The organism is Burkholderia sp. 22313, assembly GCF_052045245.1.
GTDB lineage: Bacteria > Pseudomonadota > Gammaproteobacteria > Burkholderiales > Burkholderiaceae > Burkholderia.
Window position 1 is genome coordinate 38,876 of the sequence record NZ_JBQEON010000017.1, and the last position, 15,407, is coordinate 54,282.

Below are 15,407 nucleotides of genomic sequence, written 5' to 3' on the forward strand. Positions count from 1 at the left end.
CGGGAAGGATATTTGCTCGGGCGCGCAGGAATCGGCGCGAAAGATCGGACGATTGATAAGGGGATACTTACATAATCGGCATGAATCGTGCGGCGGCGACGGCCCTGTGACAACAGGGGCTCAAAGGTAACAGTGGGTCACCCGCGCAGCAGGCGGGCGTGCGGGCCGCTATACTTCGACCCACCGGCCGATGCAATCGATGCAATCGCTGCCATCCGCCGGCCGTTTTTTCTCATCGAGTGCGAATATCCGTATGAAACGTCATCTGTTTGCTTTCGTCGCGGCGGCTGCCGTGTCGGTTTCCGCTTTCGCGCAGAGCGCGCCGGTCGACATCGTCCGCAATGCGGTCGAAGGTACCGTCAACGCGATGAAGGCTGATCCGGCCGCGCGCGGCGGCGACATGGGGAAAGTCACGCAAGTCGTCGAGCAGCGCTTCCTGCCTGCGACGAACTTCGAGCGCACGACCCGCATCGCGGTCGGCGATGCGTGGAAGCAGGCGACGCCGCAACAGCAGCAGGAGCTGTACAAGCAGTTCAAGCTGCTGATGACGCGCACCTACGCCGCATCGCTCGCGCAGCTCGGCAGCCAGGATGCGAAGTTCTCGTTCAAGGCCGGCGGCGCGTCGGGTGCCGATGCGCTGGTGCAGTCGACGGTGACGACGCCGGGCGACAGCCAGTCGGTCGGCTATCGGCTCGGCAAGGTCGGCAACGACTGGAAGATCTACGACATCGACATGTCGGGCGCGTGGCTGATCCAGGTCTACCAGGGCCAGTTCAAGAGCCAGCTGGCGTCGGGCGGCATCGACGGGCTGATCGCGTATCTGCAGAAGCACAATTCGCGGACGAACTGAGCGCCGCGGCGTGAGCCGCGACTGAAATGCGATGCTGAAACCATGACGCCCCGGTCGCACATGCGGCCGGGGCGTTGCACATTGAGTGGCAATCGGTCCTTTCATCACGCGAGTGAACGCCGTTTCACTTCGCCTGCTCAGCCAGGTTGGCGGCGAGCGGATGCCAGCCCTTTGCGTACGTAAATCGCACGCCGGGCTGAACAAATGCACCGTCAGCGTTTTACCTGGCGCCGAACCAGCCGGTTAACGCCCCAAACAGCCAAGCCGGCCACGACGAGACAGACGGCCAGTACGAGCGCGAGTCCGATCCCGTCGACGTCGTCGGCATGCGCAAGCGTGTCGACCCCGAAAAATGCCATCGCCGATTCGATTGCCGCGGGAATGGGCGTCTCGATTGGGAGACGGACGAACCAGCGTGCGAGCAGCGTGCCGAGAATGAGGGTCGCCAGGATGTTGATGGCATAGCGCGTGACTGTCATTACTGCACCTCGACGATTCCATATGCCTTGACGTTGCTCCCGGGGATCGGCAACGTTGCGCCCCTTGCCCGAAGGTGCGCCGATAACCGTTCGAAGTCTTGTGCATTGTTCACGGTGATGCAGCCTTCGCTGCGTCCGAGCGGGCCGTTCGGATGCAGGCGGAATGCGCCGCGGCGCACGCCGTTGACGGTTGTCCAATCGTCGATTGTCCCGTCGGCACGGTACAACGCAAACCATCTATCCCGATGGGTTCCATACAGGTTCGCACGCACGAAGTCATGGAGCCATCCCAGGCGGCCTCCCGACTGTCGATCGACGACGTAATACAAGCCCCGCGGCAAAGGACCCGACTTCGGTTTCGCGATTGCTTCCGGTTTGTTGCGATCGTTCGGCATGCCTTTGAACCACTACGTCTACCGCCACACGCGCGCGACTGAGCGCGGCAGCCGAAAAATGTTACGGACTGGCCACGAAATCACTGCCGCTGTAGGTTGAGTCAACGCAAGTCAAGCCGTGCTTCTCGACCGCATTGCGTAAGACGCGACGGCCTGACACCGGATGTGGTTCGTCACGTCGAACCCTCATGTCAAAGGACCCGAATGTAAAAAATCGGCCGGCAATCCGCTCACCGCCGCCGATGCTCGACCGCGAACTTGATCAGCTCCGCTTGCCCTTCTATTTCGAGCTTGCGTTTCAGGTTCAGCCGGTGCGTTTCCACCGTGCGCACCGACAGCCCCGTCTGCTGCGCGATCTGCTTGCTCGACAGCCCCTCGGCGAGCGCATCGAGGATGTCGCGTTCGCGCGGCGTCAGCCGGTCCAGCGGCGACGCGGCCGCGCTTGCCTGGATCATCCGCACGGCGAGCCCTTCGCTGAAGAACGTCTGCCCGGCCAGCACCGCGCCGATCGCGCGCACGATCTCGCTCGCGGGCGAATCCTTCAGCAGATAGCCGCTCGCGCCGGCGCGCACGGCCTGCGTCACGTACTCGACGTTGTCGTGCATCGACAGCATCAGGACGCGAATCCCCGGAAAGCGCTCGTGGAACACGCCCGCGAGCGTGATGCCGTTCATCCCGTTCATGCCGACGTCCATCAGCGCGAGATCCGGTTCGAGCGACGCGGCGAGCGCGAGCGCTTCGTCCGCGTTGCCGGCTTCGCCGACCACGGACAGATCGGCCGCCTCGAGCCGCATCCGCAGGCCGTCGCGCACCAGCGGGTGATCGTCGACGAGCAGCAGTCGGGCGGCGGGCCGGGCGGTGTCGGGGGCGCTCATGGGCAAAGGTCTCCGGTGATGGGGCGCGTCGTCAGGCGGCGCGCAGCGGCACGCGCGCGGCCACGACGGTGTGGCCGACCTGCGACGTGATCGTCAGCGTGCCGCCGAGCGCATCGAGGCGCTCGCGCATGTTGCGCAGCCCGATGCCGCGGCGCGCGTCGGTCTGCGAGCGCTCGGCATCGAAGCCGCAGCCGTTGTCGGCGATGGTCAGCGTGACGGCATGGGCGCCAACGTCGAGCGTGACGGCCGCGCGCGACGCCCGCGCATGATGCACGATGTTGCTGAGGGCCTCCTGCGCGATCCGGAACAGCGCGGTATTGACCGGTGCGGGCAACGGCCGCGCGCCGCTGTGCGCGACCTGCGTATAGCCGATGTCGATGCCGCTTTCCGCGCCGAGCTCGCGCACGAGTTGCTCGAGCGCGGCCGCGAGGCCGAGATCGTCGAGCATCGCCGGGCGCAGCGCATGCGAGATGCGCCGCACTTCGCGCAGCGTGTCGCCGAGCCGCCCGACGCCCGACGCGAGCGCCTGCTCGGCGGCGGGCAGGCGCGTCGCGCCGCGTTCGAAGCGCGCGAGCGCGGATTCGAGCATCAGCTTCGCGGACACCATCATCTGGCTGATCCCGTCATGCAGCTCGCGCGACAGCCGCTCGCGCTCCTGCTCCTGCGATTCGACGACGCGCTGCGCGAGCTGCTTGAGCTTGGCGTCGGCGCTGCGCGATTCGCTGACGTTCAGCACCAGCGCACAGACGGCGATCACCGCCGCGCCGGTCAGCGCGATCGCGGTGAGCCAGCTCATCGTGCGCTCGATGTTGGCGGACGCGCGCGCATCGATGCGCTGCAGCGCGTTGTCGACGTCGTCGAGATAGATGCCGGTGCCGACCATCCAGCCCCAGCGCTCGAGCGCGACGACGTAACCGAGCTTCGGCGCGGCCTTGCCCGTCGACGGCCGCTGCCACGTGTAGCGCACGGTGCCGCCGCCGTGCGACGCGGCGCCGATCAGCTGCTGGATCGTCAGCGCGCCCTGCGGGTCGCGCATCGACCAGTAGTTGTGGCCGACGCGCTCGGGCTCGCGCGGATGCATCAGCGCGTTGCCGTGCAGGTCGTACACGAAGAAATACCCGTCGGGACCGAAATCCATCTTCTGCAGCATCGCGAGCGCCTGCGTGCGCAGCATCTCGTCGTCGCGCGCATTGCGGCCGCTCGCGTCGTACAGCGGCATGATCGCGCTCGTGGCGAGTTCGACGTAGTGCCTGAGCTCGACTTCCTTGCTCGACAGGTAGGCGGCCTGGATCGTCGCGTGCTGCGTGCGCGCGAGCGACGTCGCCTGCTGGCGTACGCCGAAGCCGATGCCGGCGATCGCGAGCAGGAACGGCACGATGGCCAGCAGGAAAATCTTTGCCTTGAGTCTCATGGTAGTGCGAAGCGGGCGCGGGCCGGCCGGCGCGGGTATCGCGCGGGCGGCGCGGCGAGCCGACATTGTCGGCGATTTTGTCCGCGCACGGCGGTGTGGCGCCCGGCCGGCGCCCGGATCGGGTCAGGTCACGCGCACCGCGGCGTGCGATCGACGAACGGGGCCGTCAGCACGACGATCTGGTTGCGCCCGCGTTCCTTCGCGCGGTACAGCGCGTCGTCGGCGAGCTTCAGCGCGGCCTGGATGCTGTCGTCGCGTTCCGGATAGCAGGTCGTCACGCCGATGCTCGCGGTGACGCGCCCGGTCGGGCCGGCATCGTGCCGGATGCCGAGATCGAGGATGCCGGAGCGGATCGCCTCCGCGATCGTCACGGCGCCGTCCGTCTCGACGTCGGGCAGCACCACGACGAATTCCTCGCCGCCGTAGCGGGCCGCATAGTCGGCCGGCCGGCGCAGGCAGCCGGCGATGCAGCGGGCGACCGCGGCGAGCGCGTCGTCGCCGGCCTGGTGGCCCTGCGTGTCGTTGTAGTGCTTGAAGTGATCGACGTCGACGAACAGGAGCGACAGCGCATGCTGCGAGCGCGCGGCGCGGCGCCATTCGCGCGCGAGCGTGACGTCGAGCATCCGGCGGTTGTCGAGACCGGTGAGGCCGTCCGTGCGCGCGAGCGCCTGCAGTTCGGTCTCCGCACGATGACGCTTGCGCAACTGCACGTCGAGCAGCAGCGACAGGCCGACGAAGCCGAGCGCGAGCACGACCATCGCCGAGCCGATCGGGATCGCGCGGTCGTACCACGCGGCATACGTGTCGGCTTCGGAGCGCGCGACCATGATGATCAGCGGCAGGTGCTCGAGGTGCCGGAACACGTACAGGCGCCGCACGCCGTCGATCGACGCGGTATCGGCGAAGCTGCCTTCGCTGGCGGTCATGAAGTGCCGGAACGTGCTGGCCTTGCTGATATCGCGGCCGACGATCGCCGGATCGTACGGCTGGCGCGCGAGCATCAGGCCGTCCGTATTGATCAGCGCGATGGAGCCGCGATCGCCGAGCGCCAGGCGGGAGAACAGATTCTGGAAATATTCGAGCCGGATCGACATCACGCCGATGCCGCCGAACGAGCCGTCGGGCCGCGTGATGCGCCGGCTGAGCGCGATGCTTGGCGAGCCGTCGCGCAGCCGCGAATGGTACGGGTCGCTGACGTACAGGCCGACGTCCGGGTGGTCGCGATGCACGGTGAAATACGGCTCGTTGCCGAAGTTGGCCTTGCGCGGCACGTCGCTCTTGCCGTCGACCGCGATGTCGCCCTTCGCATCCAGGACGTAGATGCCGCCGAGGTACTTGGCCGTCGTCGCGCGGTCGAACAGCACCTGGCGGCGCAGCGGCATCGGCAGCGCGGCGACCGCGGGGTCGTTCTCGCCTTCGACGACCGCCTGCAGCGACAGCGCATAGAGTTCGATATTGCGCTCGATGTCCCACGACGCCATCAGCGCCATGTTCTGTTGCGTGGTGAGTGCGCGGTCGCGCGCGTCGATGCGGGCTTCGTACAGCACGATGCCGCACAGAAGCAGCAGGAGCAGCGCGATCAGCAACCCGGAATAGAAGATCAGGTGCGGCAGCAGGAACCTGCGCAATTGCGTGGCGACACGGCCCGTCAGGCCGGATTCGCTGGGCATTGCGTAGTCGGTTTCTGCCATGGTTCGTGGAGCGATGGGCATTGCCGCCGGGCGGTGGCCGATGCGATTGTTCGTATGATTGGCTGGCGGCGATCCGGTGCGAGGCCCCCGGTGCGCTCCGCCCGGCCGATCGGGGAAAACGTGTGCCGATTATCGGAAATGGCGGCTGGATAAACCGCTGAATCCTCCTTTCGCCGGCAAGGTGTGCCACGATCCCGCGAATCAGGCGGCGCGGATGGGTCCGAGTATAACGCGCGCGTTTACGTGCGACGAAAATGTTGTGGACCATTGATCCGGATCAAATAATCGCGGCGGCCGATACTTGCCGGTCGCGCGGAGAACGTTGCAGAGCAAGGGTTCGCGTGATGGCCGGGGCGGCGCGTATTGCACACCCGCGGTTTTTCGCGCTTTAGCGGCAGGTGGATCCGAATCAGAAAGTCGGGCGATACGCACCGATTATTCTTTTAAGCATCCGCGCCAATTCGTCAATGAAAACGGGCGGCCGAGATGGCCGCCCGTTTCGTGAAACCGCATGCGGGAAAGCCCGCATGCGAACGCTCAGGCGCCGTGCTGCGCCTTGAACGCGAGCCGGAACCGATGCAGCAGCGGCTCGGTATAGCCGCTCGGCTGCGACGTGCCCTGCAGCGCCAGCGCGCAGGCCGCCTTGAACGCGGTCGATTGGTCGTAGCCGGGCGCCATCGGGCGATAGTTCGGGTCGCCCGCGTTCTGCTGGTCGACGACGCGCGCCATCCGCTTGAACACGTCGAGCACGAACGCTTCGGTGATGACGCCGTGGCGCAGCCAGTTCGCGATGTGCTGGCTCGAGATGCGCAGTGTCGCGCGATCTTCCATCAGGCCGACGTCATGGATGTCGGGCACCTTCGAGCAGCCGACGCCCTGTTCGACCCAGCGCACGACGTAGCCGAGAATGCCCTGCGCGTTGTTCTCGACCTCGCTCAGGATCTCGGCCTCGCTCCACGCGGCCCGCTCGACGACCGGCACGGTCAGCAGCCCTTCGAGCAGCGCGTCGCGTTCGCTCGCGTACGGCGTCTTCTCGAGTGCCTGCTGGACGGCCTGCACGTCGACGAGGTGGTAGTGCAGCGCATGCAGCGTCGCGGCGGTCGGCGACGGCACCCACGCGGTGTTCGCGCCGGCGCGCGGATGCGCGATCTTCTGCTCGAGCATCGCGTGCATCAGGTCCGGCATCGCCCACATGCCCTTGCCGATCTGCGCGCGGCCGCGCAGGCCGGCCGACAGGCCCGCGAGCACGTTGTTGCGCTCGTACGACTGGATCCACGCCGACGACTTCATGTCGCCCTTGCGGATCATCGGGCCGGCTTCCATCGCGGTGTGCATCTCGTCGCCGGTGCGATCGAGGAAGCCGGTGTTGATGAACGCGACGCGCGCGGCGGCTGCCGCGATGCAGGCGGCGAGGTTCACGCTGGTGCGGCGCTCCTCGTCCATGATGCCCATCTTCAGCGTGTTGCGCGGCAGGCCGTACAGATCCTCGATGCGCGCGAACAGCGTGTCGGCGAATGCGACTTCGACCGGGCCGTGCATCTTCGGCTTCACGATGTAGATCGAGCCCGTGCGCGAATTGCGCCTGGCCTTCAGGTCGTGCAGCGCGCACAGCGTCGTGACGACGCCGTCGAGGATCCCTTCGGGAATCTCGTTGCCGTCGCGGTCGAGCACCGCGCCGTTGGTCATCAGGTGGCCGACGTTGCGCACGAACAGCAGCGAGCGGCCGTGCAGCGACAGCGTGCCGCCGGCCGGCGTGGTGTACTCGCGATCGGCGTTCAGGCGGCGCGTGAAGGTCTTGCCGCCCTTCGCGACTTCCTCGACCAGCGTGCCCTGCATCAGGCCGAGCCAGTTGCGGTAGAGCTGGACCTTGTCGTCGGCGTCGACCGCCGCGACCGAATCCTCGCAGTCGATGATCGTGCTGACCGCCGCTTCGAGCACGACGTCCTTCACGTTCGCGAGATCGGCGCGACCGATGGGGGTCGACGCGTCGATCTGGATCTCGAGGTGCAGGCCGTTGTGCTTCAGCAGGATCGCGGACGGTGCGTCGGCCGAACCCTGGTAGCCGGCGAATTGCGCCGGCTGCGCGAGGTGCACGACGCCCTTGCCGGTTTCGACGGCGAGCTGGCCGTCCTGCACGCGGTAGCGCAGCGCATCGCGGTGCGAGCCGCTCGCGAGCGGCGCCGCGTTGTCGAGCACGTCGCGCGCATAGTCGATCACGCGCTGGCCGCGCGTCGGATTGTAGGCCGACGTGCGTTCGGCGCCGCCGTCTTCCGGCAGCGCATCGGTGCCGTACAGCGCGTCGTACAGGCTGCCCCAGCGTGCGTTCGCGGCGTTCAGCGCATAACGCGCGTTCGACAGCGGCACGACGAGCTGCGGGCCGGCCTGCGTCGCGATCTCGCTGTCGACGTTCGCGGTGGCTGCCGCGACCTTCGACGGGACCGGCACGAGGTAGCCGATCGATTCGAGGAACGCGCGATACGCGGCGTGGTCGCGGACCGGGCCGGGGTGCGCGCGATGCCACGCGTCGAGTTCGTGCTGAAGGCGGTCGCGTTCCGCGAGCAGTTCGCGGTTGCGCGGCGCGAGGTCGTGCACCAGGGCCGAGAAACCGCTCCAGAACGCGGCCTTGTCGATACCGGTGCCCGGCAGTGCTTCGGTTTCAATGAACTGGCTCAGCGCTGGCGCGACTTGCAGTCCTGCTTGGTCGATCATCGTGATTCCTCCCGGGGAATGAAAAACGCGCGCGCGTTGGCTGGCTATGCCACGACGCTTTGTGTGCCGGCGCGGGCGATCTGCGCGTCCTGTTCGGACTTTACGCCAGACACACCGATCGCGCCCGCGATGCGGCCGTCCACCGTGACCGGCACGCCGCCTTCGAGCAACCCCGTCAGCGGCACGCTCAGAAACGCCGTGCGGCCACCGTTGATCATATCCTCATACGCCTTCGTCTCGCGACGGCCGAGCGCCGCCGCGCGCGCCTTGTCCTGCGCGATATAGGCGCTGGCGGCCGACGCGCCGTCGAGGCGCGCGAACGCGAGCAGGTGTCCGCCGTCGTCGACGACGGCGATCGACACCGCCCAGCCGTGACGTTCGGCTTCGGCGCGGGCCGCGGCGAGCATGCGCTCGACGTCGGCGAGTTCGAGTTCGGGTCGGGTTTTCATGGGGTTCCTCCGGAATCAGTTGACGAGTCGGTTGTCGACGAGCTCGATCCAGTGGCGCACGGACGTCCGGCCCGCGCCGTTCAGGTGAGTCTGGCAGCCGATGTTGGCCGTGACAATCAGGTCCGGCCGTGCGGCTTCGAGTGCGTCGAGCTTGTTGTCGCGCAGTTGCGTCGCGAGTTCGGGTTGCGTCAGCGAATAGGTGCCGGCCGAGCCGCAGCACAGGTGGCCGTTGGCGACATTCGTCAGATCGAAGCCGAGCCGCGCCAGGATGCTTTCCACCGCGCCGCCGAGCCGCTGCGCGTGCTGCAGCGTGCACGGACAATGGACCGCGACACGGCGCGGCGTCGCATCGGCCAGCGCGTCGAGCGGTTCGGCCGCGATCACTTCCGCGAGGTCGCGCGCGAGTGCGCTGACGCGCCGGGCCTTGTCCGCATAGGCGGGGTCGGAGCGCAGCAGGTCGCCGTATTCCTTCACGAACGCGCCGCAGCCGCTCGCCGTCAGCACGATCGCTTCCGCGCCGGCCTCGATCGCGGGCCACCATGCGTCGATGTTGCGGCGGGCGCGCGCGAGCCCGGCGTCCTGCGCGTTCAGGTGATATTCGGTCGCGCCGCAGCAGCCGGCTTCGCGCGCCGGCGTGACGCTGATGCCGAGCCGGTCGAGCACGCGTGCCGCGGCCGCGTTCGTGTTCGGCGACAGCGCAGGCTGCACGCAGCCCTCGAGCATCAGCACGCGCCGTGCATGGCGCACCGGCGGACGCGGCGCGGCCGCGGGCACGGCGGCCGGGATCTTGTCCTGCAGCGTGCCGGGCAGCAGCGGGCGCAACGCGCGGCCGGCCTTCAGCAGCGCGGCGAACGTCGCCGGCCGCGGCACGACGTGACGCAGGCCCGCGCGCAGCAGGCGTTCGCGCGCCGGCCGCCGCGCGCGCTTCTCGGCTTCCGCGCGGCCGATGTCGAGCAGCGTGTGATAGCGCACGCCGGACGGACAGGTCGTCTCGCAATTGCGGCAGGTCAGGCAACGGTCGAGATGCTGCTGCGTGCGTTCGCCGCACGGCTCGCCTTCGAGCATTTGCTTGATCAGGTAGATGCGGCCGCGCGGCCCGTCGAGCTCGTTGCCGAGCACTTGATAGGTCGGGCAGGTCGCATTGCAGAACCCGCAGTGCACGCATGCGCGCAGGATCGCTTCCGCTTCGTCGGCCCGGTCGAGGGCCTTGCTGGCTTCGCTGAGATTGGTTTGCATCGGCGGTTCGGAATCGGGTTCGCGTCAGACGTCCGCGTACAGGCGGCCGGGATTGAAAATCGCATGCGGGTCGAGCTGCGCCTTCAGCTGCCGATGCACGCGCAGCAGCGCGGGCGGCAGCGGCTGGAACGGCTCGGGCGTCGTGCCGGGCGTGAAGCAGGCCGCGTGGCCGCCCCACTGCGCGGCGAACCGCTGCATGTCGGCCGGCGCGGCGTCGGTCTTCAGCCAGCGCTGTGCGCCGCCCCAGTCGACGAGCTGCGCGCCGGCGAGCGCATCGAGCGGCGCGGCCGCGGGCACCGACACGCGCCACAGCGGGCGCGGATCGTCGAAGAACGGCAGCGACAGGTCGCGCAATCGCGCCCAGAAGCCGTCGTCGCGATCGTCCATGCGCTCGCCGCCGATCGTGTCGCGCGCGGCCTTCACCGAGCCTTCGCCGCCTTCGAGCCGCACGCGCAGCACGCCGTCCGCATGGCAGGCGCCCGCGAGCGGCAGCCCCGCGCGACGCCATCCGGCGACGCGCTGCACGGCTTCGCTCGCCGTGAGCGGCACCGCGAGATCGCCGGTCGCGCGCGGTTTCGGCAGCACCTTCAGCGACACCTCCGTCACGATGCCGAGGCAACCGAAGCTGCCCGCGAGCAGTCGCGACACGTCGTAGCCCGCGACGTTCTTCATCACCTCGCCGCCGAAGCGCAGGTGTTTCGCATGGCCGGTGATCACGCGGCAGCCGAGCGCGAAATCGCGCACGGCGCCGGCCCACGGGCGGCGCGGCCCCGACAGCGCGGCCGCGAACATGCCGCCGACAGTGGCCGCGCCGCCGAACCCCGGCGGCTCGCACGGCAGCATCTGGCCGGCCGCGTCGAGCATCGCCTCGAGTTCGGCGAGCGGCGTGCCCGCGCGCGCGGTGATGACGAGTTCGGTCGGGTCGTACGCGACGATGCCGCGGTGGGTGCGCACGTCGAGCGTGCGGCCTTCGACTGCGCGGCCGACGTGCGCCTTCGTGCCCGCGCCGCGAATATGCAGCGGCTGGCGATCGTGGATCGCGGCGTCGACCTGCGCGACGAGCGCCGCGCTGTCGTCGATCGATGTCATTTCGATTGCGCGTTCGCGTTGCATCAGAAGCGCTCCAGTTCGGGAAACGGCAGCTTGCCGTGATGGACGTGCATCGCACCGAATTCGGCGCAGCGGTGCAGCGTCGGGATGTTCTTGCCGGGATTGAGCAGGCGCTGCGGATCGAATGCGGCCTTCACCGCGTGGAAGAACGTGATTTCGTCGGCATTGAACTGCACGCACATCTGGTTGATCTTCTCGCGCCCGACGCCGTGTTCGCCGGTGATGCTGCCGCCCACCGCGACGCACAGCTCGAGGATCTTGCCGCCGAGCGCTTCGGCGCGGTCGAGTTCGCCGGGACGGTTCGCGTCGAACAGGATCAGCGGATGCATGTTGCCGTCGCCCGCATGGAACACGTTCGCGACCGGCAGCGCGTATTCGGCCGACAGCGCGGCGATGCCTTCGAGCACGCGCGGCAGCTCGCGGCGCGGGATCGTGCCGTCCATGCAGTAGTAATCGGGCGACATGCGGCCGACCGCCGGGAACGCGTTCTTGCGGCCGGCCCAGAAGCGCTGGCGCTCCGCTTCGTCGCGTGCGACGCGGATCTCCGATGCGCCGGCGTCGCGCAGCAGCGCGGCGACGCGTTCGGCGTCTTCGTCGACGTCGGCCGCCGCGCCGTCGAGTTCGCACAGCAGGATCGCCTGCGCGTCGACCGGGTAGCCCGCGTGGATGAAGTCCTCGGCCGCGCGGATCGCGAGGTTGTCCATCATCTCGAGCCCGCCGGGAATCACGCCGGCGCCGATGATCCGCGCAACCGCCCCGCCCGCTTCGGCGACGTCGTCGAAGCTCGCCATCAGCACCTTCACGCTCGGTGGTTTCGGCAGTAGTTTCACCGTCACTTCGGTGACGATGCCGAGCATCCCTTCGGAACCGGTGAACAGCGCGAGCAGGTCGAAGCCCGGTGCGTCGAGCGCGTCGGCGCCGAGCGTCAGCGTGTCGCCGTCGATCGTCAGGATCTCGATCTTCAGGATGTTGTGTACCGTCAGCCCGTATTTGAGGCAATGCACGCCGCCCGCGTTTTCGGCGACGTTGCCGCCGATCGAGCAGGCGATCTGCGACGACGGATCGGGCGCGTAGTAGAGGCCGTAGGGCGCGGCGGCCTGCGAGATCGCGAGGTTGCGCACGCCGGGCTGCACGCGCGCGATGCCGGCATCGGCGTCGATGTCCAGGATCCGGTTGAACTTCGCCATCACGAGCAGGAGGCCTTTTTCGAGCGGCATCGCGCCGCCCGACAGCCCGGTGCCCGCGCCGCGCGCGACGACCGGCACGCCATGCGCGGCCGCGACGCGCAGCACCGCGCGCACCTGCTCGACCGTGTCGGGCAGCACGACCGCGAGCGGCACCGTGCGATACGCGGCGAGGCCGTCGCATTCGAACGGCTTCAGCGCCTCGCGCTCGTGCAGCACGTCGAGGCCGGGCGCCGCCGCGCCGAGCGCGGCGACGAGCGTGTCGCGGTCGACGGTCGCCAGCGGGCCGTCGATCCGTTCGTCGTAGGTGAAACTCATCGTGTGTCTCCGTCTCCACCATGCAGGCGGCCGCGGGATGCGCGGCGCGCCGGATGGACGGCATTCTTGGCGGGCGGAAGGTGCGTGTCCAGACGTTTCCGGCGTGGTCATACCAGTTTTTCCTCGTAGGCCTTTGGGGTGGGGATTGAGGTGGCAGAAAACTCAATCGCAACAAGGGTTTGTGAGAAAATCGACGACATTCGCGGAAAGTGGTCATACCAGTATGGAAATGCAGAATCGCCAAGCGCCGGCGCGCAATGTCGCCGATGTCGTTGCCGAGCGGATCGAGCGGTTGATCGTCGACGGCGTGCTGAAGGCCGGCCAGGCGCTGCCGTCCGAGCGGCGGCTCACCGAGAAGCTCGGCGTGTCGCGCACGGCCGTGCGCGAAGGCATGAAACTGCTGCGCGCGCGCGGGATCATCGACACGACGCACGGCAAGGGTTCGTTCGTCGCGAGCCTGACCCCGCAGCGCGAAGTCTCGCCGATGATGCATCTGCTCGGCTCGCAGCCGCGCACGCTGTACGACCTGTTCGAGGTGCGCGGCATGCTCGAGACCGAAGCCGCGCGGCTCGCCGCGTTGCGCGGCACGCCCGCCGACTTCATCCTGATCAAGCGCCGCTACGAGGAAATGACCGCGGCCGATGCGCAGGATCTCGATCCGGCCGCGCGTGCGAAGCTCGACCATGCGTTCCATCTCGCGATCTGCGAGGCGTCGCACAATCCGGTGCTCGTCAACACGCTGCAGTCGCTGACCGATCTGCTGCTCAGTTCCGTGTTCGCGTCGGTGAACAACCTCTATCACCGCGAGCCGTTGAAGAAGCAGATCGACCGTCAGCACGCGCGGCTTTACAACGCGGTGACCGGGCGGCTGCCCGACCAGGCGCGCAAGGCCGCGAGCGAACATATCCGGCAGTGCGTCGACTATCTGCGCGAGATCGAAGAGGAGGAGCAGCGGCTCGTGCGCTCGACGCTGCGCCTCGAAGGATGGACCTGACTTGAGCCGCGTGACTGCGTGAGACCGTTTCCGGTTTCCGCCATGACGTGAATCAAGCATGTCGCGCTGGCGATGCGGTCTGACGGACGAATATGTCACAATGTGATCCATTCGATGCGTGGCCCGATACGACCCGTTTCACCTTTGCGCGACACGCGCATTGGCCGTTGATCGTGACGCGCCGCCGATCCTTGAAGGAGGACGTTGCATGTCGATTCCGATACGTGACGACGGGCCCGAGGCCCGCGCCGTCCAGATCCTGCATCGCCCCGTCTGCGACCTGCTCGGCTGTGCATGGCCGATCGTGCTCGCGGGCATGGGCGGCGTTGCGCGCGCGGAGCTCGCGAGTGCGGTGAGTGCCGCCGGCGGGTTCGGCTTTCTCGGGATGGTGCGCGAGCCGGTCGCGCTGATCCGGCGCGAAGTCGAGCAGGTGCGCGCGGCGACCGAGCGGCCGTTCGGTGTGAACCTGATTCCTGCGTCGACGCCGCCCGAGTTGCTCGATGCGCAGCTCGATGCGTGTATCGAACTGCGTGTGCCGGTGGTCGCGCTGTTCTGGGACGTGATGCCGGGCGTCGTGCGGCGGTTGCGCGATGCGGGTGTGCGCGTGGTGCATCAGGTCGGGTCGCTCGACGATGCGTGCGCGGCCGAGGCGGCCGGTGCGCAGGCGCTGATCGTTCAGGGACGCGAGGCTGGCGGTCATGTGCGCGGCGATCGGCCGTTGGCGGCGTTGCTGCCCGACGTGGTGCGTGCGACGCGGTTGCCGGTGCTCGCGGCGGGCGGGATCGTCGACGGCGCGGACGTGGCCGCCGTGATGGCGCTGGGTGCGCAGGGCGCGGTAATGGGCACGGCCTTCATTGCCACGCACGAGTCGTTCGCGCATCCGTATCACCAGCAGCGGATCGTCGACGCGCGTGAAGGCGACACGCTGTTGACCGATATCTTTCATATCAACTGGCCGCGCGGTGCGCGGGTTCGCGTGCTGCCGTCGAGTGTGACGCGCGGCGAGCGCGGCGATCCGTTCGGTGACGAGCGTGTTGCGATCGGCGATGAGGAAGGGCGGCCGATCTACCTGTTCAGTACCGACTCGCCGCTGCGGACGATGACCGGCGATTTCGAGGCGATGGCGCTGTATGCGGGCACGGGGGCAGGGCGGATCGGTGCGATCGAATCGGCCGGGGATGTGCTGCGCCGGATCGTGCTCGATGCGGCGGCGATCGTCGAGAAGGACGCGGTGACGTTACCGGCGGGCGTGACGGATGAGAATCGCACGGCGTTGCTCGCGGCACTCGACGAGTTGCTGGAGGCGGAGCGTGCGGGGGCGCGGGTGGCGTCGGAGACGGCGGCCGAGGTTAATGAGGATGCCGAACTCCATCGGCTGATCGCGCATATCCGCCAGGATGAGGCGCACTGGTGCAGCGTGCTCGTCGATGCGATCCGCACGCTCGGTGCGACGCCTACGCGTGCGACGGGCTCGTTCTATGAAAAGGCGATGGCGATCGACGATGTGGCCGAGCGGATGGCGTTCTTGAACCGCGGGCAGCGGTGGGTCGTGCGCAAGCTGCAGGCGCTGCTGCCGACGCTCGCGGATCCGGATATTCATCACGCGCTGTCGTTGATGCTGGTCGCGCATGAGAAGAATATCGGGGCGGTGGATGTGCGGTTGAGGGCGGGCGGGGCGGGCGACGCGTAGTCGGGCCTGCGAGACA

At 68.2% G+C, this 15,407-nt stretch carries 13 protein-coding genes; 3 read left to right on the forward strand and 10 right to left on the reverse strand.

The features are described 5' to 3' along the window. Positions 1 to 253: 253 nt before the first annotated feature. Entirely contained in the window at positions 254 to 850 is a 597-nt protein-coding gene (locus ACTJKF_RS15920) for an MlaC/ttg2D family ABC transporter substrate-binding protein (protein WP_440624473.1), read from the forward strand. A 212-nt stretch (positions 851 to 1,062) separates the two neighbouring features. Here ACTJKF_RS15920 and ACTJKF_RS15925 read toward each other — a convergent pair whose 3' ends face one another. The 10 genes from ACTJKF_RS15925 to glcD form a co-directional block, all read right to left on the reverse strand. After that, positions 1,063 to 1,329 (reverse strand): hypothetical protein, encoded by a 267-nt coding sequence (locus ACTJKF_RS15925; RefSeq protein ID WP_440624474.1) that lies wholly within the window; start codon positions 1,327 to 1,329, stop codon positions 1,063 to 1,065. Continuing rightward, on the reverse strand, positions 1,329 to 1,724 hold the full coding sequence (locus ACTJKF_RS15930) for a DUF2778 domain-containing protein (RefSeq protein ID WP_440624475.1): 396 nt from the start codon (positions 1,722 to 1,724) through the stop codon (positions 1,329 to 1,331). The genes ACTJKF_RS15925 and ACTJKF_RS15930 overlap by 1 nt, the downstream gene beginning before the upstream one ends. A gap of 230 nt (positions 1,725 to 1,954) precedes the next feature. After that, positions 1,955 to 2,599 (reverse strand): response regulator, encoded by a 645-nt coding sequence (locus tag ACTJKF_RS15935; protein ID WP_440624476.1) that lies wholly within the window; start codon positions 2,597 to 2,599, stop codon positions 1,955 to 1,957. Between the two features lie 31 nt (positions 2,600 to 2,630). Beyond that, on the reverse strand, positions 2,631 to 4,010 hold the full coding sequence (locus ACTJKF_RS15940; RefSeq protein WP_440624477.1) for a cache domain-containing protein: 1,380 nt from the start codon (positions 4,008 to 4,010) through the stop codon (positions 2,631 to 2,633). A gap of 128 nt (positions 4,011 to 4,138) precedes the next feature. Then, entirely contained in the window at positions 4,139 to 5,701 is a 1,563-nt protein-coding gene (locus tag ACTJKF_RS15945; protein WP_440624478.1) for a sensor domain-containing diguanylate cyclase, read from the reverse strand. 537 nt (positions 5,702 to 6,238) lie between these two features. Next, the gene (locus ACTJKF_RS15950; RefSeq protein ID WP_440624479.1) at positions 6,239 to 8,410 is read right to left on the reverse strand and encodes a malate synthase G; all 2,172 of its coding nucleotides are present in this window, start codon (positions 8,408 to 8,410) and stop codon (positions 6,239 to 6,241) included. A 44-nt stretch (positions 8,411 to 8,454) separates the two neighbouring features. Next, on the reverse strand, positions 8,455 to 8,859 hold the full coding sequence (locus ACTJKF_RS15955; protein WP_440624480.1) for a GlcG/HbpS family heme-binding protein: 405 nt from the start codon (positions 8,857 to 8,859) through the stop codon (positions 8,455 to 8,457). Positions 8,860 to 8,874: 15 nt separating this feature from the next. Next, entirely contained in the window at positions 8,875 to 10,095 is a 1,221-nt protein-coding gene (gene glcF / locus ACTJKF_RS15960; RefSeq protein WP_440624481.1) for a glycolate oxidase subunit GlcF, read from the reverse strand. 24 nt (positions 10,096 to 10,119) lie between these two features. Beyond that, on the reverse strand, positions 10,120 to 11,208 hold the full coding sequence (glcE, locus tag ACTJKF_RS15965; protein ID WP_440624482.1) for a glycolate oxidase subunit GlcE: 1,089 nt from the start codon (positions 11,206 to 11,208) through the stop codon (positions 10,120 to 10,122). Continuing rightward, the gene (gene glcD, locus ACTJKF_RS15970; protein WP_440624483.1) at positions 11,208 to 12,707 is read right to left on the reverse strand and encodes a glycolate oxidase subunit GlcD; all 1,500 of its coding nucleotides are present in this window, start codon (positions 12,705 to 12,707) and stop codon (positions 11,208 to 11,210) included. The genes glcE and glcD overlap by 1 nt, the downstream gene beginning before the upstream one ends. A gap of 223 nt (positions 12,708 to 12,930) precedes the next feature. On the opposite strand from glcD, the gene glcC reads away from it, so the two are divergent. Together glcC and ACTJKF_RS15980 are read left to right on the forward strand one after the other, a co-directional pair. Beyond that, positions 12,931 to 13,701, forward strand: a complete 771-nt coding sequence (gene glcC / locus ACTJKF_RS15975) for a transcriptional regulator GlcC (protein ID WP_440624484.1) — start codon at positions 12,931 to 12,933, stop codon at positions 13,699 to 13,701. 208 nt (positions 13,702 to 13,909) lie between these two features. Beyond that, positions 13,910 to 15,391 carry a nitronate monooxygenase gene (locus ACTJKF_RS15980; RefSeq protein WP_440624485.1) on the forward strand — a complete coding sequence of 494 codons (1,482 nt, stop codon included), beginning with the start codon at positions 13,910 to 13,912 and terminating at the stop codon, positions 15,389 to 15,391. The last annotated feature ends 16 nt before the right edge of the window (positions 15,392 to 15,407 follow it).

Bases quoted from the DNA above. Each gene is read 5' to 3' on its own strand.
- ACTJKF_RS15920 (WP_440624473.1), top strand. From the start codon at position 254: ATGAAACGTCATCTGTTTGCTTTCGTCGCGGCGGCTGCCGTGTCGGTT.
- ACTJKF_RS15925 (WP_440624474.1), bottom strand. From the start codon at position 1,329: ATGACAGTCACGCGCTATGCCATCAACATCCTGGCGACCCTCATTCTC.
- ACTJKF_RS15930 (WP_440624475.1), bottom strand. From the start codon at position 1,724: ATGCCGAACGATCGCAACAAACCGGAAGCAATCGCGAAACCGAAGTCG.
- ACTJKF_RS15935 (WP_440624476.1), bottom strand. From the start codon at position 2,599: ATGAGCGCCCCCGACACCGCCCGGCCCGCCGCCCGACTGCTGCTCGTC.
- ACTJKF_RS15940 (WP_440624477.1), bottom strand. From the start codon at position 4,010: ATGAGACTCAAGGCAAAGATTTTCCTGCTGGCCATCGTGCCGTTCCTG.
- ACTJKF_RS15945 (WP_440624478.1), bottom strand. From the start codon at position 5,701: ATGGCAGAAACCGACTACGCAATGCCCAGCGAATCCGGCCTGACGGGC.
- ACTJKF_RS15950 (WP_440624479.1), bottom strand. From the start codon at position 8,410: ATGATCGACCAAGCAGGACTGCAAGTCGCGCCAGCGCTGAGCCAGTTC.
- ACTJKF_RS15955 (WP_440624480.1), bottom strand. From the start codon at position 8,859: ATGAAAACCCGACCCGAACTCGAACTCGCCGACGTCGAGCGCATGCTC.
- glcF (WP_440624481.1), bottom strand. From the start codon at position 10,095: ATGCAAACCAATCTCAGCGAAGCCAGCAAGGCCCTCGACCGGGCCGAC.
- glcE (WP_440624482.1), bottom strand. From the start codon at position 11,208: ATGCAACGCGAACGCGCAATCGAAATGACATCGATCGACGACAGCGCG.
- glcD (WP_440624483.1), bottom strand. From the start codon at position 12,707: ATGAGTTTCACCTACGACGAACGGATCGACGGCCCGCTGGCGACCGTC.
- glcC (WP_440624484.1), top strand. From the start codon at position 12,931: ATGGAAATGCAGAATCGCCAAGCGCCGGCGCGCAATGTCGCCGATGTC.
- ACTJKF_RS15980 (WP_440624485.1), top strand. From the start codon at position 13,910: ATGTCGATTCCGATACGTGACGACGGGCCCGAGGCCCGCGCCGTCCAG.